Origin of the sequence: Caulobacter sp. 17J80-11 (assembly GCF_014349105.1) — a bacterium.
Lineage (GTDB): Bacteria > Pseudomonadota > Alphaproteobacteria > Caulobacterales > Caulobacteraceae > 17J80-11.
Map to the genome: position 1 here is coordinate 1 of NZ_JACSJI010000003.1, position 20,181 is coordinate 20,181.

Sequence of the window (20,181 nt, forward strand, 5' to 3'; positions counted from 1 at the left end):
GCGCTCAGCCCGCCGGAAACCGCGCCGTCGGCGGCGCCCGACGCCGCGCCCTGCAGCGCGCGACCGCTTGATCCGCTCCCGGCGGGCTGGCCCGCCTGGTCACGGACGGTCGTCAGGCCGCCGGCGACCGAACCGGTCCCGCCCAGCGCGCCGTTCGCCTGACCGTTCAGCAGGCCGACGCCGCCCGAAGCCGTCCCCGAGCCTTCGCCCGCGACCTGGCCGCCGACGTCGCGGGTCCGGGCGGCGGCGTCGCGCGCCTTGCGCTGGGCCCGCTCGGCCTTTTCCCGAGCGCGTTCGGCGGCCGCTTCGGCCCGGGCCTTGGCGCGGTCGGCGACGCTGGTCACCCCGCCCAGGTCGGCGGACCCGCCCAGCTGGCCGGCGGCCGAGCCGGCGCCGCCGAGGCCGCCGGTGACCCCGCCCAGGCCGCCCGCACCACCCAGCCCGCCGCCGAGCCCGCCGCCGGCCCCGCCGCCCAGCAGCTGGGCGTGGGCGGCCGGCGCGAAGGCCAGGGTCGCGGCGACGGCGGCGGCGGTCAGAAGAGACGTCTTGCGCATGTTTTCGCTCCTGCGTTGGACGGCGCTCGCAAGCGCCTTCGCAAGGTCCAACGACAGGCCCGTCGCGATTCATCCGCGCCGGCGAAATTTTTCTGCAGAGCTGTAAATCCGTGCCGCCTGCGCGGGCGGAATGTCCGCTTTGGGTGGTGAGCGGACATCGTTCAGGCCTACCCTGGCCGAGGCCGCAAGGCTTTGACTCCGGGGGGCGTCATGAGAAGCGCGTTGATTTCCGTCGCCGTGGCGGCGACCGCCATGGGCGCATGCGACCGGACGCCGGCGAAGGTGCTGCCCGTATCCGCCGAGCCCGCGCCCACGCCTTTCACGGTTCCCGACAGCTATTACGGCGAATGGGTCGTCGCTGACGTGAAGCTGCTCGAGGGCGAGGGAGTGATCTCGAACGATCCGAATTTCGCCCCGACCTGGCGGACGCCGCCGGACGCCCCGGCGTGGATCGGATCGAGGCTGAGCGTCACGAAGGACATGATCCGGCTGCAGCCGGCGCCGCGGGGACTCGAGCGGCGTGAGGCTGCCGACACCTGCACCCGGCCGGTCTTCAGCATCGACGATTCGGTGTTGCAGCCCAGGCCGCAAACCGACGTCGACCGCCAGTTCGGCTTGCCTCCTGACGCGCCGCCCGCGACGCAAGCCGAAGTCTACCGCCAGTTCGGCCTGCCCCCCGCGCCGGAGCGGCACGCCTACGTGATCGACTGCCACGCGGAACCGGAAGGCGACGCCGAGCTGAGCTGGGAGGAGACGGCGGGGCCCTGGCTGCTCCATCCCTACTCCGCGGACATGATGGTCATGGAGTGGGCTATCGGCACCAAGGTGCTGCTGAAGCGGACGCCCCCGGGCTCCCAGGCGCGGAACGTCGAGCCCTCAAGCCCGTCGCGCTGAGGGTTCCCGGCCCCGAGGCTGGCGTGTGTAGGATGTCCGCTTTGGGTCGAAAGCGGACATTGACCTCCTGCATCCGCCGGGATGCCGGAGCGGCTTAGATCCCTGGCGGAATCGGGGCGCTCACAGCCAGGCTGCGTCCGGTCCTCAGCGGGCGCCCGCGACCTTCGGCGGCGCGGCGCGCAGGTCTTCGGCGACCAGGCCGCGGCCGTAAAGCTTGTCTGCGCCCCGCGCCCCGAGGTCGACCGCGCTGGCGGCCAGATCGGCCACCGCCGCCTCGGCCGCCCTGCGGTCGGGCCGGGGCAGGCGTTGGGCGAGTCGGCCCGCGACCAGCGGGGCGGCGTAGGAGGTGCCGCGCACGTTCGCCAGCCCGCCGGGCCCGGCCGCGGCCATGTCCGCGCCGGGCGCTGCGAAGTCGAGGTGCTCGGCGCGGCCGGCCTCGATCAGCACCTTGCGCCGCCGGTCGACGCCGGTGACGGCGATCACGCCGGGATAGGAGGCGGGATAGGCGGCCGGGGCCGCCGGGCCGTCGTTGCCGACCGCCGCCACGATCAGGTGGCCGCGCGCCAGCAGGGCCGCGACCGCCGCCTTCACGGCCGCGTTCGGCGGGCCGACCAGGCTGACGTTGATCACCGGCGTGCGGGTCTCGGCCATCCAGGCCAGGGCGCGCGCGACGCTCTCGGCCGAGCCGCCGCGCGGGGTGTTTCCATAGACGTCGGCGGCCATCACCGTCGCCCCGGGGGCGGCGCCGCGAAAGCCGTCGGCCCGGCCGGCCAGCAGGGAGGCCACCGCCGTGCCGTGCGGCTTGGGCGTCAGCCCGCCCGCCGCGAAGGCCTTCTGTTCGATCCGCGCGCCGGCCAGGGCCGGGTGGCGGGCGTCCACGCCGGTGTCGATCAGGCCCACGCGCACGTCCGACGCGCCGGCGCCCGCCGTCGCGGCCGCCGCGGCGACCGGGGTCGTCCCGGCCTCGCCGTAGACATGATTGTAATCGTAGCTCCCCTGCGGGTCGGCTTCGCGCAGGCGTTTCACCGCGCGCCGGGCGCTCCAGCCGTCGGGCGCGCCCAGCACCACCAGCGGCAGGTCCAGCGGCGCCAGCCGCTCCTCGCGCAGCACCGTGAACCCGGCGGCCTTGGCCTGTTCCAGGGCGGCGGGCGAGGGCGACAGGGCCAGGATTTCGCCGCGCACGACCGGCGCGTTCCGTTCGTCCAGCTCGAGGTCCTGCGGATAGCGCCGCGCCAGGGCGCCCAGCCGGTCGAGCCGGCGGTCGGCCAGGGCGCGCGCGTCGGTCAGCACGCGGCCGGGATCGGGCAGGCGCTCCAGCACGTCGGGCACGACCGGCAGCCGCCCGACGGGGTCGGGCAGGCGCACCTGGCCGTCGGCGGGGCCGCTCAGCAGCAGGGCGGCCGTGGCCCCGGCGAGCACGCGCGCCAGCAGGTTTCGTCCGCCCGGTCCGTCCGCCATGCCGCCTCCCTCGCGCTTCACCGAATCTTCTGCTCCGTTATGGATGAAACGTCAGCCCCCTACCGTTTCATCCACAGAGGTGCGGATTGGACGCCTTTCAACGGGAGATGGTCGAGCTCCTGCCCCGCTTGCGCCGGTTCGCCCGCGTGCTGGCCCGCGACAGCGCCGACGCCGACGACCTGGTGCAGGTCTGCGTCGAGCGGGCGCTGGACAAGCGCGGCCTGTGGCGGCCCGGCACCCGCCTGGACAGCTGGATGTACCGGATCATGAAGAACGCCTGGATCGACGAGACCCGCAGCCGTGCGCGCCGCGGCCGCGTGCTCGCCCCGGCCGAGGCCGGCGAGAACGTCGCCGACGCCACCGTCGCCTCGCTGGAGACCCGGCTGCAGGCCGCGTCGGTGGAGGAGGCGATCGCCCGGCTGCCGGAGGACCAGCGCCTGGCCGTCGCCCTGGTGCTCATCGAGGGGCTGTCCTACCGCGAGGCGGCCGAGGCGCTGGAGGTGCCCGAGGGCACCCTGACCAGCCGGCTGGTGCGCGGGCGCGCGGCGGTGATGGCGCACATGAAGGGAGGCGCGGCGTGAATTTCTCCGACGAGACGGTCATGGCCTACGCCGACGGCGAGCTGACCGGGCCCGAGCGCGACGCCTTCGAGGCGGCGCTGGCCGAAGACGCCGGCCTGCGCGCCCGGGTCGAGGAGCACCGGGCCTTCGCCGCCCTGATCGGGGGCGCCCACGCCGGCGTGCTGGCCGAGCCCGTGCCGGAACGCCTGGTCGCGGCCGCGACGCGCGAGCCCGAGGTGGTGTCGCTGGCCGAGCGCCGGGCGTCGCGGCCGCGCTTCGACTGGCGCGCGGTGGCGGCCATGGCGGCCTGCCTGGTGGTGGGCGTGACCGCGGGCGCGCTCTGGCGGGGCCAGGGCGGCGCGCTGGTCCGCGCCAGCGACGGCGGGCTGAGCGCGTCCGGCGCGCTGGACCGTGCCTTGAACCGCCGGCTGGCCTCGGAGCCCGGCGGGGTCGTGAAGGTGGGCCTGAGCTTCCGCACGGCTGAGGGCGGCTACTGCCGCACCTTCCGCGTCGACAAAGGCGAGGGCCTGGCCGGCCTGGCCTGCCGCGAGGACGGCCGCTGGCGGGTGCGCCTCGCCACCGCCGTCGAGCCGCAGGCGGCGCAGGGCGGCTACCGCACCGCCGGCACGGACACCCCGCCCGAGGTGCTGTCCGCCGTCGAGGCGATCATCGCCGGCGCGCCGCTGGACGCGGCCGGGGAGAAGGCGGCGCGGGACGGCGGCTGGCGCTGAGCCCTACGGCTTGACGCTGGCGTACTCCCGTTCCACCACTCCGCTTAGGTTTCGATTGAAAACGGGAGACGGGTCATGTTTGGGTTCGGCCGCAAATCGTCGAAGGAACCGCCCATGACCGTCGCCCAGAACCGCCAGGTGAAGCTCGCCGCCCGTCCCGTGGGCCTGCCGCAGCGCTCGGACTTCGCCTTCGAGAGCGCGCCGGCGCCGAGCGCCGGCGAGGGCGAGGTGGTGGTGAAGGTGCTCTACCTGTCGCTGGACCCGGCCATGCGCGGCTGGATGCGCGAGGGCCGCTCCTACGTGCCGCCGGTGCAGCTGGGCGAGGTGATGCGGGCGCTGGGCGTCGGCCAGGTGGTCGAGAGCGGCGACCCGGCCTTCCAGCCGGGCGACTACGTCGTCGGCCTGACCGGCGTCCAGGAGTACGCCAAGCTGCCGGCCAAGGACTGGACGAAGGTCGACCCGCGCTTCGCGCCGCTGCCGACCTATCTGGGCGTGCTGGGCATGACCGGCATGACCGCCTACTTCGGCCTGCTGGACGTGGGCGCCCTGAAGGACGGCGACACGGTGGTGGTCTCCGGCGCCGCCGGCGCGGTCGGCCAGGTCGTCGGCCAGATCGCCAGGATCAAGGGCTGCAAGGTGATCGGCATCGCCGGCGGGGCCGACAAGTGCCGCTACGTGGTCGACGAGCTCGGGTTCGACGCGGCCATCGACTACAAGCACGAGAACGTCGCCGCCCGTCTGCGCGAGCTCGCCCCCAAGGGCATCGACGTCTATTTCGACAACGTCGGCGGCGACATCCTGGACGCCGCCCTGGCCAACCTGGCCCGCAAGGCCCGCGTGGTGATCTGCGGGGCCATCTCCCAGTACAACGCCACCGAAAGCGTCGCCGGGCCGAAGAACTACATGTCGCTGCTGGTCAACCGCGCGCGCATGGAAGGCTTCGTGGTGTTCGACTTCGCGTCCCGCTACGCCGAGGCGGCGCAGGCCATGGGCGGCTGGATGCACGAGGGCAAGCTGAAGGGCCGCGAGGACGTGGTCTCCGGCGGCGTCGAGGCCTTCCCCGAGACCCTGAACAAGCTGTTCGCTGGCGAGAACATCGGCAAGCTGGTGCTCAAGGTGGCCGAGGGCTGAGGCAAGTTGCGTCCCCCCTTCGCGTCCGTCTAGCTAGAGCCCGACGCGAGGGGGGAAGCGCGCATGAAGTCCTGGACTCTGATCGGCGTGCTGGTCGCGGGCGCGGCCCTGGCCTGGGCCAGCCTGCTGACGCCGCCGCCGCAATCCGCCGCCGCGCCGCCCACCGCCTTCTCGGCTGAACGCGCTATGCGCGACGTCGAGGCCATGGCGCGCGCGCCTCACCCGACCGGTTCCGCCGAGAACGCGCGCGTGCGCGACTACCTGGCGGGGCGCCTGCGCGAATTGGGCCTGCAGGTCCAGATCCAGAAGACCGACGCGTTCGAAGCCGCCGGCTGGGGCGGCCGCGCTTCCGGCGCGAGCGTCGAGAACGTGATCGGCGTCCTGCCCGGCCGCGACCCCTCGCTGCCCGCCGTGGCGGTGATGAGCCACTACGACAGCGTGCCCTCCTCGCCTGGCGCCGCCGACGACGCGGTCGGGGTGGCCGCCGCCCTGGAGACCGCCCGCGCGCTGGTCGCCAAGGGCCCGCGCGAGCGGGACGTGATCGTCGCGATCACCGACGGCGAGGAGATCGGGCTGCTCGGCGCTCGCGCCTTCTTCGCGGGGCACCCGCTGGCGAAGCGCATCGGCGCGGTCGTGAACATGGACGTGCGCGGCAGTTCGGGCCCCGCGGTGATGTACGAGACCGGCCGCGGAAACGGCGGCTGGATCCGGCTGTTCGGCGACGCCACCCGGCGACCGCTCGCCAACTCGCTGACCGCCTGGATCTACGAGCGGATGCCGAACGGCACCGATTTCACCATCCCGAAGCAACGCGGGATCGGCGGCCTGAACTTCGCCTTCCTGTTCTCGCCGACCGACTATCACGCCGCCTCGGCCACCCCGGCGCATCTGGATCGCGGCAGCCTCCAGCACCTGGGCGACCAGGTGTTGGCCGCCACCGCCGATCTGGCCGCCGGCCGGGATCTGCCCAAGGCGGCGCCGGACGCGGTCTATTCCGACGTGATGGGCGTGGCGCTGGTGCGCTATCCCGCCTGGGCCGGCTGGGTCGTGCTGGGCGCGGCCGGCCTGTTCGCCGGCGTCGCCCTGGCGGGCGCGGTGCGCAAGGGCTTCGTGGTGTGGAAGGACGCCGCCCGCGGGGCGGGCCTGACGGTGTTCGTGGGCGCCAGCGTCGCCCTGGTTCTGCGCGTCCTGCACGGCGGCCCGGACAGCGTCAGCGCCTGGGCCATGGAGGCGCAGCAGCCGCTCGTGCTGGCCGGATGCGCGCTGGCCGGCGTCGGCGTCGTCCTGGCCGCCCTGGCGGGCGTCCGACGCGACGCGAAGCGCTGGATCCCGGCGGTCCTGGCCGTCCTGGTCGGCGCGGCGGGCGCGGTCCGCTTCGGCGGCGTCGATCCGCTGTCGCTGGGCCTGGCGGGCGTTGCGGCGATCACGGGCCTGCTGGTGTTCGGCCGCTCGGCCGGGGCCTGGTGCCTGTGGACCGGCCTGCTGGGCATGGGTTTCGTGCTGGCGATCGCGGCCCAGATCCTGGCCCCGACCGCCGCCTTCCTGTTCGCCTGGCCGCTGCTGACCGCGTCGCTGGCGGCGGCCGGGATCATGGGCCTGGCCGGCGGCGATTTCACCAAGCCGACCGCGCTGGCGATCTCCGGCATGGCGGGGCTCGTCGCCTTCGCCTGGCTGGCCCGCTTCGCCGGCCCGCTGTTCGTGGCCATGGGCTTCGGCATGGCTGAACTGCTGGCCCTGTTCGCGGTGCTGAGCCTGCCGGCGCTCTGGCCGCTGGCGGCGGTCTGGACCCGCGGTCAGCGTCCCCTGACCCTGGCTGCGATCTACGCCGCGCTCGGCGTCGGCCTCGTAGTCTTCGCCCTGGTCCGCGACCCCGCCTCGGCGCGCACGCCGCGACCGACCCAGGCCTTCTACGTCGCCGACCTGTCCACCGGCCGGTTCGCGCGGGCCAGCGGCATGGCCGAGCTCGACGCCTGGACGACGTCGGCGCTGAACGGCGACGGCGGGACGCCGAAGCGTGCGCCGCTCGAGCCCCTGCAGGTGAAGGACGCCTGGCTGGCCGACGCGCGCCCGGTCGCGATCGCGACCCGCCCGGAGCTGGCGCTGGGCGGCGAGGGGACGCGCCGCGTGCTGAACGTGAAGCCGGCTGGCGGCCGGGAGCTGCGGCTGTCGCTGAAGTCGAGCGCGGCGGTGAAGGACGTGACCATCAACGGCGAGCCGGCCGACGGCGTGCTGAGCAAGCCCGGCGAGTGGTCGCGCCTGCGCTGGGCCGGCCCCGGCGAGGGCCTGCAGATCGCCTTCACGGCGGCGACGCCGGGAGCGCTGGAGGTGCGCTACGCCGAGGTTCAGGACGGCTGGCCTACCGACGCCAAGCCGCTGCCGAAGCGGCCGGCCGACGTGGCGGCGGTGGGGCTATCGGACGCGACCGTGCTGACGGACCAGCGCCGGTTCACGTGGTGAGAGTGGGGCCGAAATCCTCGTCCTTCGACAAGCTCAGGATGAGGATTTCTACTCTGCGCGCTCAGTCGCCCTCGTCCTGAGCTTGCCGAAGGACGAGGGCGTGCCGCGGCGTTCTCAGCCCTTCGGCGCCGGCGCGGGCGTCGGGGTCGGCTGATCGGCCGGGGCCTTCTGATCGGCCTTCATCTCGTCGCAGCAGTCCGGCTTCGCGCAGTCCTTGCAGCAGTCCATGGTCGCGGCGGCGGCGACGCCGGCGCTGGCGAGGAACAGGGCGGCGACGGCGGCCAGGGCGGTCTTGGACATGGGATCCTCCGAAGGTCCGGGCAGGTTAGGCCAGGCGTCGGCGTCGGGCAACGCGGGGGCTTTACAGGGCGCGCCGCGGCTGGTTCACCGGCCCCCGTTTCCAGGAGGCCCGCCGTGAGCGATTTCCCCGTCACCGTCTTCCACAACCCGAAGTGCGGCACGTCCCGCAACGCGCTCGCCATCGTGCGGGCGGCCGGCTACGAGCCGGAGGTGGTCGAGTACGTGAAGGCCGGCTGGACGGCCGAGCAGCTTAAGGCCCTGCTGGAGCGCATGGGCGCCGGCCCGCGCGCCGTGCTGCGCACCAAGGGCGCGCCCGAGGAGGCGCTGGCCAAGGTCGTCGAGGGCGTGTCCGACGACGCCCTGATCGCCGCCATGGTCGAGCACCCGATCCTGGTCGAGCGGCCGATCGTGGCCAGCCCAAAGGGCGTGGTGCTGGCCCGCCCGTCCGAACAGGTGGTGAGCGTGCTGGAGCGCAAGCCGGAGAGCTTCACCAAGGAGGACGGGACGGTGGTCCCGCTCTAAGCGGTCAGGCCGCCTTGCGGGCGGCCGACAGCTTGACGAAGACGCCGCGCGCGCCGGGCAGGGCGGCGAACGCCTGGCCCAGCTCGCGCGGGCTTTCCCCCGCGCCCAGCACCAGCACGCCGTCCTCGGCCAGCCGGCTGGCCAGGCGGCGCAGCACGGTGGCGCGGGTCTCGGCGTCGAAGCCGTCCAGCACGTTGCGGCACAGGATCAGGTCGAAGCGCTGCGGGCCGGTGAAGTCCTCGACCAGGTTCACCCGGCGGAAGCGCACGTCGCCGCGCAGGCGCGAAGACACCCGCCACATCTCGTCGATCTTGTTGAACCAGCGGACCAAGAGGCGGGCCGGCAGGCCGCGCTGCACTTCGAACTGGGTGTAGAGCCCGGCCTCCGCCTTCTCCAGACAGGCGCGCGACAGGTCGGTGCCGGTCACTTCCAGCGACAGCTTGGCGCCGTTCGACGCGGCCTCTTCGCCGGCGATGGCCAGCGACCAGGCCTCCTGGCCGGTGGCGCAGCCCGCGCTCCAGGCCCGAACCCGCCCGCCCGGACGGGCCTGGGCCAGGGCCGGCAGGACGTGGTCGCGCAGGCGCTCGAACACCGCCAGGTCGCGGAAGAAGAAGGTCTCGGTCGAGGCCATGGCGCCCACGGCCGCGTCCTTCAGCCGGGCGTCCGCGCCCTTGCGCAGCGCCGCCAGCAGGGCTTCGACCGTGCCGTAACCCTCGCGCCGGGCCAGCGGGGCCAGCCGGCCCTCCACCAGGTGCACCGTCTCGCGGGTCAGCACGAAGCCGGAGCCGGCCTTCAGCAGAGCCGCGAAGTGCTTCAGGTCCTCGGGATCGGCCGCCATCAGACCACGCCCGCCACGGTCAACTTGGAACTGAGGATGTCGCCGTCGAACGGCTTCATCACGTATTCGTCGGCGCCGGCGTCCAGCGCCTCGCTGATCCGCTCGGGTTCGTTCTCGGAGGTGCAGAAGACCACCTTCGGGCGCTCGCCGCCGGGCTCGGCGCGCAGGCTCTTCAGGAAGGCCAGGCCGTCCATCACCGGCATGCGCCAGTCCAGCAGCACCACGTCGGGCATGTGCGCGCGGCAGCGCGCCAGGGCCTCGGCGCCGTCGCCGGCCTCGGCCACCTCGAAGGCGAAGTCCTCAAGGATGCGGCGGGCGATCTTGCGGATGATGCGGCTGTCGTCGACGACGAGACAGGTTTTCATCCGCGCCTCCCTGGCGACGAACACCGCACGCGCGCGGCCCCTAGTGCCGCGAGAATGGTTCTGGGCCGGTTAAGGTTTGGGTAACGCCGTGATCAGACCGGCATGCGGGCGCGGATGGTCACCGCGCCCTCTTCGGCGACCTCGAAGCTGAGCGTGCCGCCGGCGTCGCGGACCACCTCCGACAGCCAGAACGGCTGGATCCACTGGCCGGCCAGGCCGTCGGTCAGCTGCTCGCCGCGCAGGCCGGTGGCCACTTCAGGCTTCATGCGCACGCGCGCGCCCTTGGCCTCGACCGCCATGACGATGTGATCGCCTTCCGTGACCGCCGTGACGCGCGCCACGCCGCCGGTCGGCAGGGCGCCGCCGCCGATCTGCGCGAGGTTGAGCAGGGCGCGGGCGGCAGGCTTCTCGAAGGTCTGTTGCTCGACCGCCCAGTCCAGCTCTGCGCGCACGTGCTCGAAGGCGCTCTTCAGCAGGTTCTCCAGCTCGCGCGCGTCGAATCGCTCGGCCGAGGTCGCCGCGCCGAACGCCACCCGGGCGAAGTTGACGATGGTCACCAGTTTGTGCGCGCTGGCCTCGATCAGGCTCATGGCGTCGTCGCGCATGTCCTGCGCCGACGGGTCCTTCAGCAAGTCCAGGCCCGAGACGATCGCGCCGGTCGGGCTGATGAAATCGTGGCAAAGTTTGGCCGCGATGTGGGACGCCAGCAGGGTCGCGCCGAGCGCGGAAGCCTCTTCAGGCACAGGGGCGAGCAGGGGGTCGTTCATGGGGCGCCTCGATTTCGGCGGATAAGTGCCGTGATTTGCGGGCTTCTTCAAACTGGCGCGGCGCCCTATACGCTCGCGCCGTGACCTACGCCACTTCGAACATCGCGGCCGACGCCGCCTCCACCGCTCCCGCCGACCTGGGCCCCGTGCTGGCCGAGATCGCCGAGGAGGCCGCCAAGATCATCATGCCGTTCTGGCGCGCCGACGTGACGGTCGAGCGCAAGGCCGACGAGAGCCCGGTGACCGAGGCCGATCGCCAGGCCGAGGCCCACATCCTGGGGCGCCTGGCCGAGCTGTTCCCCGACATCTGCGTGGTGTCGGAGGAAGCCGCCTGCGAGGCCGGCGTGCCGGCAGCCGCGAACGCCCGATTCTTCCTGGTCGACCCGCTGGACGGCACGCGCGGCTTCGTCCGCGGCGGCGAGTCCTTCACCGTCAACATCGCCCTGATCGAGGACGGCGCGCCGGTGGCCGGCGCCGTGGCCGCCCCGGCTTCGGGCCAGGTCTGGTACACCACCTCGGCGGGCGCCGTGCGCCGCCGCGTCGGCGAGACCGCCGCCCAGCCGGTGCGCGTGCGCCAGAAGCCGGAAGCGGGCCTGGCCCTGGTCAGCCACACCCTGTCCGACGACGAGGCCACCCGCCTGGCCGCCCGCCACGGCTGCGCCAACTGGCAGGGCCTGGATTCCTCGGTGAAGTTCTGCCTGATCGCCGAAGGCCGGGCCGACGTCTATCCGCGGCCGGGCCCGACCATGGAGTGGGACACCGCCGCCGCCGACGCCGTGCTGCGCGCCGCCGGCGGGCGGGTGCTGACCGAGGACGGCAAGCCGCTCACCTACGGGAAGGCCGACCGCGGATTCGAAAACCCCGGTTTCCTGGCCATCGGCGGCTGACCGCGGGCTAAGAACTCGGGTATATCGGGCCCTCTTCCTGGAGAGGGTCCCCCCATGGCCGACACCGCTGCTCCCGCTTACGACGCCAGCCGCAACAAGCGCGCCGGGCGGGGCAAGATCTTCGATTCGATCATCGACACCATCGGCGATACGCCGCTGGTTCGACTGCCGCGTCTGTCGGCTGAGTTGAAGCCGAAGGCCGAGGTGGTCGCCAAGCTCGAGTTCTTCAATCCGCTGGCCAGCGTGAAGGACCGCATCGGCGTGGCCATGATCGAAGCGCTGGAGCAGGCCGGCGAGATCAAGCCGGGCTCGGTGCTGATCGAGCCGACCAGCGGCAACACCGGCATCGCGCTGGCCTTCGTCGCCGCGGCCAAGGGCTACCGCCTGATCCTGGTCATGCCGGACTCCATGTCGCTGGAGCGGCGCAAGATGCTGGCCCTGCTGGGGGCCGAGCTGGAGCTGACCCCGGCCGAGAAGGGCATGAAGGGCGCCATCGCCCGCGCCCACGAGCTGATGGCCGGTATCCCGGGTTCGGTGATGCCCTCGCAGTTCGACAACCCGGCCAATCCGGCGATCCACCGGGTCTCCACCGCCGAGGAGATCTGGAACGACACCGACGGCAAGGTCGACATCGTCGTCTCCGGCGTCGGCACCGGCGGCACCCTGACCGGCGTCGGCCAGGTGCTGAAGAGCCGCAAGCCGTCGGTGAAGATGATCGCGGTCGAGCCCGAAGCCTCGCCGGTCCTGTCCGGCGGCCAGCCCGGCCCGCACAAGATCCAGGGCATCGGCGCGGGCTTCGTGCCGGCGATTCTCGACACCCACCTGATCGACGGGGTGGAGACGGTGTCGAACGACGACTCCTTCGCCATGGCCCGCAAGGTCGCGCGCGTGGAAGGCGTGCCGGTCGGCATTTCGTCCGGCGCGGCCCTGACCGCCGCCTTCCGGCTGGCGGCGCGCGATGAGAACGCCGGCAAGCTGATCGTGGCCGTCGTGCCCAGCTTCGCCGAACGCTACCTGACCACGGCCCTGTTCGAAGGATTATGAACGGCGCTCATCCACGGTTAACCGCGGACGGGGTCTAATCCGCCCGATATGACCGAGCCGGCGCCCGCACCGGAATCCGCCCCAGCCGCGCCGCCGTCGCGCGCGCGCAAGACGCTGCTCAAGCGTCTTGCCGACGTCGTGTGCCTGCCGGCCAGCCGGGTCAACGCCTTCGAGCGGGCGATGACCGCCGACCTGCTGGTCGAGATGCTGCGCGAGGCGGAAGCGGGCGAGCGCGCCAAGGTGGCGGGGCGCCTGGCCCCGCTGACCGAGGTGCCCAACAGCCTGACCCGGCTGCTGCTCCGCGACGAGCCGGACATTGCGCGCATACTGATCGACGACTGCGGCTCGCTCACCGACGCCGACCTGGTCGCCTGCGCGCGCGAGGCCTCCACCGAACACCGACGGATGATCGCCGCCCGCCGCGGCATCTCCGAAGTGGTCAGCGAGGTCCTGGTCGAGCCGCTCGAGCCCGAGGTGCTGGAGGCGCTGCTCAAGAACACCCAGGCGCGGCTGTCGCAGCCGGCCATGGAGGCCCTGGTCGGGGCCAGCCGCCACGCGGCCGACCTGATCCCGCACCTGCTGCGCCGGCCCGAGCTGCGGCCGTCGGGCGCCTATGTCATGTTCTGGTGGTGCGACGCCGACGGGCGCCGGACCATCCTCTCGCGCTTCGCCGTCTCGCGCGAAGTCCTGCAGGAGGCGGTGGACGACGTTTTCGCCCTCGGCGCGGAAGAGAACTGGTCCGACCCGCTGGCCCGCAAGGCGCTACAGTTCATCGAGCGGCGCCAGCGCAACCGCGCGGCCATCGAGAAGAGCCCCTACGACAGCCTGGAGGCGGCCGTCGCCGCCGCCGAGGAGGGGATCACCCGCGAGATCGCCCAGGAGATCGGCTACCTGTCGGGCCTGAAGCCGGCCACCTGCGCCAAGCTGCTGGCCGACCGCGGCGGCGAGCCCCTGGCGGTGCTGTGCAAGGCCACCGGCCTGCCCAAGAGCGCGTTGAAGAGCTTGTGGCGGTCGATGAAGCGCCCGGAGACCGAGGCCGACGGCAGCGTCACCCCCGCCCTTGAGCGCGTCCTGATCACCTACGAGATGATCGCGACCGACCGGGCCCAGACCGTGCTGCGCTACTGGAACTGGGCGTTGAGTTCGGCGCTGACCCCGGCCCTGGTGAAGGCGATCCGAGAGGGGGACGAGGACGCGGTCGACGAATACTCGGTGCCGCAACGCGCCGCCATGCTGGCGCTGGCAGAAGACTTCGGCCGCTGATCTGGTCTGACAACGGAACCTCTTAGCTCAGCAGGTTCCGCAAAGACTTCGCCTCTGCCGTTCCTGCGGCGGCGCACCTCTGAATTTCCATTTCCTATTTTTCTGTGTTGTGCACCGGTCCGAACCCCGGTAACACGCACGCACTAGAACAAGTTTCGAGCCCGCCGCGTCGGGTCTAAAGCTAACGGAACAAGCAGTCATGGACGACAAGGGCGAAATCATCGAGATGACGGCGGATATCGTTTCCGCCTACGTCGGCAACAACTCGGTTTCCGCTGCGGACCTGCCCGGCCTGATCCAGAGCGTGCACAAGGCGCTCTCGACCGTGATGGGCGGCGCTGAAGCCGCCGCCCCGGAACCCAAGGAACCGGCGGTTCCGCTCAAGAAGTCCATCACCCCGGACTACCTCGTCTGCCTCGAGGACGGCCGCAAGTTCAAGTCGCTGAAGCGTCACCTGCGGACCAAGTACAACATGAGCCCCGAGGAATACCGCGCGAAGTGGGGCCTCCCGAAGGACTATCCGATGGTCGCCCCGAACTACGCCAAGGCGCGTTCGGACCTGGCCAAGCAGATGGGCCTGGGCCAGGGCGGTCGTAAGACGGCGCGCAAGGGCCGCTGATCTCCCGTTCAGATCGTTGACGACGCCCGTCGCGGATTCCCGCGGCGGGCGTTTTCTGTTGCGCCTCGCTCCTGCGGCCCGGGGTCCCGTTAATCCTTTTCCGCTTGCCCCCGATTCGCCGGTTAAGGGATAGTGAACGGGTAGTGATTCGAAGGCGTTGGGGTGGGGCCGAGATGATCGCGCAGTTGGCGGCGCCTGCCTCGGCATTACGGGCGCACGAAGAGATATTCGCCTACTGGGCGTCTCGCCGCCGCGGCGGCCGCCTGCCCAGCCGGGCCGACATCCACCCCGATCACATCAAGCGCTACCTGCCCACCGTCAGCCTGATCGACGTCTCGCGCGAGCCGCTCGACTTCCGCCAGCGGCTGGCCGGCACCGGCCTCTACGGCGTCTACGGGCGCGAGGTCACCGGCATGAAGCTGGAAGAGGTCTACGCCCAGGAGGCGGCCGATTACTGGCGGCGCGAACTGACCTCCATCGTCGAGATGCGCCGGCCGGGCGTGGGCTCGCACACCATGGCCTGGCGCGGCGCCGGCCATCTGTCGATGCTGTGGCTGCGCCTGCCGCTGGCCTCGGACGGCTACGAGGTCGACATGATCCTGGGCTACGACGCGGTGCTGGGCCTGCAGAACCTGCCGCCGTCGGGCATCCGCGCCGCCTGAAGACTGCTTTAGCGGGCCGCTCCCCTCGCCGAAACCGGCGTCCACTTCGGCTGGAAGCGGTCTAGAGCGCGCCCATCGCCAGGAAGGCGCGGCCGGCTGCGAAGTCGCCGACTTCGAAGCGGGCGGTGCGCACGCTGTCGTCCGGCATGACGAACTCCACCGCGAACTGCTCGCGCGGGTCCAGGCCGGCCAGCGCCTGGGCGGTGTCGGCCGGGAAGCGGAAGGCCAGGGCGTCGCGGGCGCCGGCCGCCAGGGTGGTGGAGGCCGCGCCCTTGGCCTGGGCCAGTTCCACGCGGGCGATCTGGCGCGGCGGCGTCTCGCCGGCGCGCGCGTCGGGCAGCCAGGGGCGGCTGGTCCGGGCCGCGTCGCGCAGCACCAGCCGCGCGGCGTAGGGGCGGGCCCCGTCGCTGAAGCGCACGACCGCCAGCAGGGCGCGCCCGTCGCCCTGGCCGGCCAGGCCGAAGGTGGCGTCGTCGGCGCCCATGCGGGTGCTCTGCGACAGCTTCCAGGCGGTCGAGCGATAGGCGGTGCGGTCGGCGCGCCAGTCTGCCTGGGCGCCGGGGAAGCTCATGCGCGCGGTGCGCGACCAGCCGTCGAAGGCGTCGCGCACGCGGGCGGCGGCGCGGGTCAGGTCGGGCGAGGCGCACGGCGTTGCCGCCGCCTTGGCCTTCGCGCGGCTCTCGACCGAGCTCAGGGCCGCGGCGGTGGCGCCGGAGCGCAGGGCGGCGCCGCGGGCCTGAGAGGCGGCCGCGTCGAGGGCGGTCGAGATCTGCGGCGCGAACAGGTTGCAGCGGTCGTCGGCGGCGCGCATCAGAGTGCGCTCGTAATAGAGGTCGGCTGAGCCCATGGCCTGGGCGGCGGCGAGCGGGGCGAGCGCCGCCGCAAGGGCGATCGCCACCCCGATCCGGGTTTTCGCGCGTTTCGCGCTGGTCATGCCGCCGCTTTCTTCTAAAGGGTCGTGCGGGCACACTAGCGCGACGGCTTTTCCGTCCGGTTTCCTTTTAGGGTAAAGGCTTTGTTGCTTTCGACAGACATCTGGGTGGGCGCGCTGATCCGCCGGGCCCAGGCCGAAGGCGCCTTCGCCACGGTCGCGCGCAAGGGCGACGAACGTGCCGGGACGGTGCTGGTCAAGGCGGTGAACCTGCGCGAGCGCACCGCGCGCCTGTACGTCGAAGCCCTACGCGGCGACGGCGAACGGGTGTGGATCCAGCCGGTCGCCTCGGAAGAGGAGCCGGCGCTGGACGCCTATGTCGAGCGTCAGGCCCGCATCGACCCCGACTTCTGGCTGGTCGAGATCGAAGACTTACTGGGTCGTCACTTCCTCACCGAACCGGTCGAGAATCGTTAACTGCGTTCCTCAACGGGAGCGCAACGCCGTTCGATCTATGGTCGCCTTGTTCTCGGCGTACAGAAGGTTCGCTCGGTGCTTTACTTGCTCAACGACGCGGTGTTCGACATCGACCCGAAAGGTCTGGTCACCCCGCACGACGCGCGCCGCTTCGAGGCGCTCAGCCTGGCCTATGTGATCGGCCTGGGCCGCGAACTGTTCGCCGAAGACCCGCTGCTGCACCGGAACGATCCGGAGCGCGCGCGGCGCCTGGCCTGGCTGCTGGCGACCAAGCAGCCCGACGCCAACGCCGCCCTGTTCATGGCGCCTGCCGCCGGCTGCCCGCCCGAACGCGTCGGGGCCCGCTTCGCCAGCCTCTCCGAAGAGATGATCCGCGCGCTGGACGCGAAGAACCGCGAGGGCGAGCTGGACGTGAAGAGCGCCGACAAGAAGGTCTGGAAGCGCTTGGCGGCCTGACCGCCGCCCGCGGCGTCCGCGCCGCCCGTCCCAAATTCCGGATCGTCGACCGACGTATGGCGGAGCCGCGCGGCTCCGCCTATTGTCGCGCCCGGTCTCGGTACAGCTTGGGGGCGAGCGTGGGGCGGAATCTCAGGGGCTTCATCGGGGCGTGCGCCCTGGCGTTCGCGGTCCTGGCGGGATGCGGCCCGGCCCAGGCGGCCGGCTGGCTGAAGGCGGAGAGCAAGCACTTCGTCGTCTACGGCCAGCTCGACGAGCGCATGCTGCGCGACTACGCCCAGAACCTGGAAGAATTCGACGCCGTGCTGCGCCTGTTCCACGGCGTGGCCGACACCGAGGCGTCGCCGCGGAAGTTCGAGATCTACCTCGTCAACAACGCGAACTTTCGTCGGGTGTATCCGCACGCCCCGGACGGCGTGGTCGGCTTCTACATCCCCGCGCCGCGGGATCTGTACGCGGTGGCGATGCGGACGGGGAGCGACAAGGACACCAACGACTACGCGTTCCACGAGTACGTCCATCACTTCATGATGCAGAACTTCCCCTACGCCTATCCGGCGTGGATGGTGGAAGGCTGGGCCGAGTACTTCATGACGGTCGACGTCCGCCCGGACCGGATCGACATCGGCCGGTACAGCGACATGCGCGCCGGAACCCTGTTCGCCAGCTGGATGCCCCTGAAGGACCTGCTCGGAAAGTCGGTCTGGCAGATCGACGGGGAGCAGCGTGGGGCCTTCTACGCCCAGGCGTGGCTGCTGGTGCACTACATGCAGGCGACGCCGGAGCGGCACGCCCAGCTGACGGCCTATCTGCGGGCGGTCGGCCAGGGCGGCGAGGACCCGGTGGCGGCGATGACGCGCGTGACCGGCCAGACCCTTCCGGCCCTCGAACAGGCGATGCGCGACTACATCGACGGCAAGTTCTTCTACCGAACCCTCAGTCCCAAGCCGCCGATCGATGCCGAGGTCAAGATCACGGCCCTGCCGGCCTCGGCCGGCGATCTCCTGATGGAGGTGCAGCGCATGAAGCGCGGGGTCGAGAAGGAGGACCGCGCCAGGTTCGTCGCCGACGTGCGCAAGCGGGCGGCCAAGTACGAGGGCGACCGCTTCGCCCAGCTCGCCCTGGCCAATGTGGAGATCGATTACGGAGCCCGCGCGATCGGCGAGGACATCCTCCAGCGCATGCTCAAGGCGAACCCCGACGACGTGGAGGCGCTGCGGCTGATGGCTGAAAGCTGCCTGCAGGCGGGCGACGCCGATCCCGACCGGCGCGCCGAGTACTTCGCCAAGGCGCGGCCCTACCTGGCCCGCGCCAACAAGCTGGTCCCCGACCACTACCAGACCCTGTACGCCTACGCCCGATCGCGTTCGACCGATCCGGACTATCCGTCCGAGAACACGTTGAACGTCCTGCTGCTCAGCCATCAGCTCGCGCCGCAGGTCACCGAGATCAGCCTGAAGACGGCCGACGCCCTGATCCGGCGGGACCGCAAGGACGAGGCGCGCACGCTGCTCAAGATCCTCGCCAATGCGCCCCACCGCGGCGCCGACGCGGAAGCGGCCAAGGCGATGCTCGCCCGCCTCGACGCGCCGGCGAAGACCGCAGAGGCCGGCGGCTGAGGCGCGTGCGGATGCGGCCCGCGCGCAGGGCCGCGTTGCCACGCCGCCTCGCGTCGGCTAACCCGGCGGCCGCATGTCCAAGACCTCTCCCGCCGCCGAAGCCGCCCGCCGGCGCACCTTCGCCATCATCTCGCACCCCGACGCCGGCAAGACGACGCTGACCGAGCACCTGCTGCTGGCCGGCGACGCCATCCGGGCGGCCGGCGCGGTGCGCGCGCGCGGCGAGAACCGCCGCACCCGCTCCGACTGGATGAAGATCGAGCGCGAGCGCGGCATCTCCGTCTCGGCCTCGGTGATGACCTTCGAGCACGAGGGGTTGATGTTCAACCTGCTCGACACCCCGGGCCACGAGGACTTCTCGGAAGACACCTACCGGACCCTGACGGCGGCCGACGCCGCGGTCATGGTGCTGGACGCCGCCAAGGGCATCGAGCCGCAGACCCTGAAGCTGTTCGAGGTCTGCCGCCTGCGCGACATCCCGATCCTGACCTTCATCAACAAGATGGACCGTGAGGCCCAGGATCCGTTCGCCCTGCTGGACGAGATCAGCTCCAAGCTGGCCCTGGATCCCGCGCCGCTCTACTGGCCGGCCGGCTCGGGCGGCCGCTTCAAGGGCGTGCTGAACCTGCAGGACCGCAGCTTCCTGCCCTTCGCCAAGAAAACCGGCGGCGCGGCCGCCGAGGACGAGGGCCATCCCGGCGCGGTCGACTTCGACAGCGCCGACATCGAGCGCTTCCTCGACAAGGCCGAGCGTGAGGAGGTCGAGGAAGGCGGCATGCTGGTGACCGACGCCTCCAAGCCGTTCGACCCGCAAGCCTTCCTGGAAGGCCACATGACCCCGGTGTTCTTCGGCTCGGCCCTGCGCCACTTCGGCGTCGACCAGCTGCTGCACGGCCTGGGGACCTACGCCCCGCCGCCGAAGATCGTGAAGGCCGAGAAGGCCGGGGCCGAAAGCCACGTCGCCCCCGGGAGCGACGAGGTCACCGGCTTCGTGTTCAAGGTCCAGGCGAACATGGACCCCAACCACCGCGACCGCATCGCCATGGTGCGCCTGTGCTCGGGCGCCTTCCGCCGCGGCATGAAGATGAAGGTGCAGAACACCGGCCGGCAGCTGTCGGTCAACGCGCCGATCATGTTCTTCGCCTCGGACCGCGAGCTGGCCGAGGAGGCCTATGCCGGCGACGTCATCGGCATCCCCAACCACGGCGTGCTGCGCGTCGGCGACAGCCTGTCGGAGACCGGGACCCTGCGCTTCGCCGGCCTGCCCAACTTCGCTCCGGAAATCCTGCAGCGCGTGCGCGTGAAGGATCCGCTGAAGGCCAAGCACCTCAAAAAGGCGCTGGAAGGCCTGGCCGAGGAGGGCGTGACCCAGCTGTTCCGCCCGCGCATCGGGGCCGACTTCATCGTCGGCGCCGTCGGCCAGCTGCAGTTCGAGGTCATGGCCGACCGCCTGGGCAACGAATACGCGCTCGACGTGATCTTCGAGCCGAGCCCCTATGCCGAAGCCCGCTGGCTGGCCGGCGACAAGGCCGACGTCGAGGACTTCATCAACAAGCACCAGTCGGCCATCGGCTCGGACATCGACGAACAGCCGGTGTTCCTGGGCAAGTCGTCCTGGGAGATCGGCTACGTCGCCGACCGCTATCCGAAGGTCCGCTTCCAGAAGACCAAGGAACGCGGGTAAAGCTGGCTCCCTCAGGGGGGGA

General features: G+C 71.8%; 21 protein-coding genes and 2 pseudogenes. 16 read left to right on the top strand and 7 right to left on the bottom strand.

What is annotated here, in order from left to right; translation table 11 throughout:
* Nucleotides 1-554 (bottom strand): annotated as a pseudogene (locus H8B08_RS04015) (hypothetical protein); the annotation flags it as partial.
* Between the two features lie 222 nt (nt 555-776).
* On the opposite strand from H8B08_RS04015, the gene H8B08_RS04020 reads away from it, so the two are divergent.
* Nucleotides 777-1,448, top strand: coding sequence for a hypothetical protein (locus H8B08_RS04020; RefSeq protein ID WP_187448926.1), 672 nt, complete (start codon nt 777-779; stop codon nt 1,446-1,448).
* A 144-nt stretch (nt 1,449-1,592) separates the two neighbouring features.
* Here H8B08_RS04020 and H8B08_RS04025 read toward each other — a convergent pair whose 3' ends face one another.
* Nucleotides 1,593-2,906 carry a S8 family serine peptidase gene (locus H8B08_RS04025; RefSeq protein ID WP_187448927.1) on the bottom strand — a complete coding sequence of 438 codons (1,314 nt, stop codon included), beginning with the start codon at nt 2,904-2,906 and terminating at the stop codon, nt 1,593-1,595.
* 86 nt (nt 2,907-2,992) lie between these two features.
* On the opposite strand from H8B08_RS04025, the gene H8B08_RS04030 reads away from it, so the two are divergent.
* From H8B08_RS04030 to H8B08_RS19045, 5 genes and pseudogenes are all read left to right on the top strand, one after another.
* Nucleotides 2,993-3,487 (top strand): sigma-70 family RNA polymerase sigma factor, encoded by a 495-nt coding sequence (locus tag H8B08_RS04030; RefSeq protein WP_222934305.1) that lies wholly within the window; start codon nt 2,993-2,995, stop codon nt 3,485-3,487.
* Nucleotides 3,484-4,197: an anti-sigma factor gene (locus tag H8B08_RS04035; protein WP_187448928.1), complete on the top strand. Its 714-nt coding sequence runs from the start codon at nt 3,484-3,486 to the stop codon at nt 4,195-4,197. The genes H8B08_RS04030 and H8B08_RS04035 overlap by 4 nt, the downstream gene beginning before the upstream one ends.
* 114 nt (nt 4,198-4,311) lie before the next feature.
* A complete protein-coding gene (locus tag H8B08_RS04040) occupies nt 4,312-5,328 on the top strand; it encodes an NADP-dependent oxidoreductase (RefSeq protein ID WP_187448929.1) in 1,017 nt (338 codons plus the stop codon).
* 63 nt (nt 5,329-5,391) lie between these two features.
* Nucleotides 5,392-7,785 carry a M20/M25/M40 family metallo-hydrolase gene (locus H8B08_RS04045; protein WP_187448930.1) on the top strand — a complete coding sequence of 798 codons (2,394 nt, stop codon included), beginning with the start codon at nt 5,392-5,394 and terminating at the stop codon, nt 7,783-7,785.
* Nucleotides 7,786-7,798: 13 nt separating this feature from the next.
* A pseudogene (locus H8B08_RS19045) lies at nt 7,799-7,887 on the top strand (hypothetical protein); the annotation flags it as partial.
* A 12-nt stretch (nt 7,888-7,899) separates the two neighbouring features.
* Here the strand turns inward: H8B08_RS19045 and H8B08_RS04050 are convergent.
* A complete protein-coding gene (locus H8B08_RS04050) occupies nt 7,900-8,085 on the bottom strand; it encodes an ammonium transporter family protein (protein WP_187448931.1) in 186 nt (61 codons plus the stop codon).
* Between the two features lie 114 nt (nt 8,086-8,199).
* Here H8B08_RS04050 and arsC point away from each other — a divergent pair, with 114 nt between their 5' ends.
* Complete coding sequence (gene arsC, locus H8B08_RS04055; RefSeq protein ID WP_187448932.1) at nt 8,200-8,607, top strand: arsenate reductase (glutaredoxin); 408 nt, start codon at nt 8,200-8,202, stop codon at nt 8,605-8,607.
* A 4-nt stretch (nt 8,608-8,611) separates the two neighbouring features.
* Here the strand turns inward: arsC and H8B08_RS04060 are convergent, their stop codons facing one another.
* From H8B08_RS04060 to chpT, 3 genes are all read right to left on the bottom strand, one after another.
* On the bottom strand, nt 8,612-9,445 hold the full coding sequence (locus H8B08_RS04060; protein WP_187448933.1) for a protein-glutamate O-methyltransferase CheR: 834 nt from the start codon (nt 9,443-9,445) through the stop codon (nt 8,612-8,614).
* On the bottom strand, nt 9,445-9,810 hold the full coding sequence (locus tag H8B08_RS04065) for a PleD family two-component system response regulator (RefSeq protein WP_187448934.1): 366 nt from the start codon (nt 9,808-9,810) through the stop codon (nt 9,445-9,447). The genes H8B08_RS04060 and H8B08_RS04065 overlap by 1 nt, the downstream gene beginning before the upstream one ends.
* A gap of 92 nt (nt 9,811-9,902) precedes the next feature.
* Complete coding sequence (chpT, locus tag H8B08_RS04070; RefSeq protein ID WP_187448935.1) at nt 9,903-10,577, bottom strand: histidine phosphotransferase ChpT; 675 nt, start codon at nt 10,575-10,577, stop codon at nt 9,903-9,905.
* Between the two features lie 80 nt (nt 10,578-10,657).
* Here chpT and cysQ point away from each other — a divergent pair, with 80 nt between their 5' ends.
* From cysQ to H8B08_RS04095, 5 genes are all read left to right on the top strand, one after another.
* The gene (gene cysQ / locus H8B08_RS04075) at nt 10,658-11,464 is read left to right on the top strand and encodes a 3'(2'),5'-bisphosphate nucleotidase CysQ (protein ID WP_187448936.1); all 807 of its coding nucleotides are present in this window, start codon (nt 10,658-10,660) and stop codon (nt 11,462-11,464) included.
* Between the two features lie 54 nt (nt 11,465-11,518).
* Nucleotides 11,519-12,508 carry a cysteine synthase A gene (gene cysK, locus H8B08_RS04080; RefSeq protein ID WP_187448937.1) on the top strand — a complete coding sequence of 330 codons (990 nt, stop codon included), beginning with the start codon at nt 11,519-11,521 and terminating at the stop codon, nt 12,506-12,508.
* A 48-nt stretch (nt 12,509-12,556) separates the two neighbouring features.
* Nucleotides 12,557-13,771: a DUF2336 domain-containing protein gene (locus H8B08_RS04085; RefSeq protein WP_187448938.1), complete on the top strand. Its 1,215-nt coding sequence runs from the start codon at nt 12,557-12,559 to the stop codon at nt 13,769-13,771.
* Between the two features lie 199 nt (nt 13,772-13,970).
* Nucleotides 13,971-14,390, top strand: a complete 420-nt coding sequence (locus tag H8B08_RS04090) for a MucR family transcriptional regulator (RefSeq protein ID WP_187448939.1) — start codon at nt 13,971-13,973, stop codon at nt 14,388-14,390.
* A gap of 173 nt (nt 14,391-14,563) precedes the next feature.
* Nucleotides 14,564-15,052: a PAS domain-containing protein gene (locus H8B08_RS04095; protein WP_163262016.1), complete on the top strand. Its 489-nt coding sequence runs from the start codon at nt 14,564-14,566 to the stop codon at nt 15,050-15,052.
* A 61-nt stretch (nt 15,053-15,113) separates the two neighbouring features.
* On the opposite strand, the gene H8B08_RS04100 is transcribed toward H8B08_RS04095, so the two are convergent.
* Nucleotides 15,114-15,986, bottom strand: coding sequence for a hypothetical protein (locus H8B08_RS04100; protein WP_187448940.1), 873 nt, complete (start codon nt 15,984-15,986; stop codon nt 15,114-15,116).
* 81 nt (nt 15,987-16,067) lie between these two features.
* On the opposite strand from H8B08_RS04100, the gene H8B08_RS04105 reads away from it, so the two are divergent.
* The 4 genes from H8B08_RS04105 to H8B08_RS04120 all read left to right on the top strand — a co-directional run bounded on the left by H8B08_RS04105 (nt 16,068) and on the right by H8B08_RS04120 (nt 20,159).
* Complete coding sequence (locus H8B08_RS04105; protein ID WP_187448941.1) at nt 16,068-16,400, top strand: DUF1491 family protein; 333 nt, start codon at nt 16,068-16,070, stop codon at nt 16,398-16,400.
* 75 nt (nt 16,401-16,475) lie between these two features.
* Entirely contained in the window at nt 16,476-16,856 is a 381-nt protein-coding gene (locus tag H8B08_RS04110; RefSeq protein WP_187448942.1) for a hypothetical protein, read from the top strand.
* 119 nt (nt 16,857-16,975) lie between these two features.
* The gene (locus H8B08_RS04115; protein WP_187448943.1) at nt 16,976-18,475 is read left to right on the top strand and encodes a hypothetical protein; all 1,500 of its coding nucleotides are present in this window, start codon (nt 16,976-16,978) and stop codon (nt 18,473-18,475) included.
* 73 nt (nt 18,476-18,548) lie between these two features.
* The gene (locus H8B08_RS04120; RefSeq protein ID WP_187448944.1) at nt 18,549-20,159 is read left to right on the top strand and encodes a peptide chain release factor 3; all 1,611 of its coding nucleotides are present in this window, start codon (nt 18,549-18,551) and stop codon (nt 20,157-20,159) included.
* Nucleotides 20,160-20,181 lie beyond the last annotated feature (22 nt).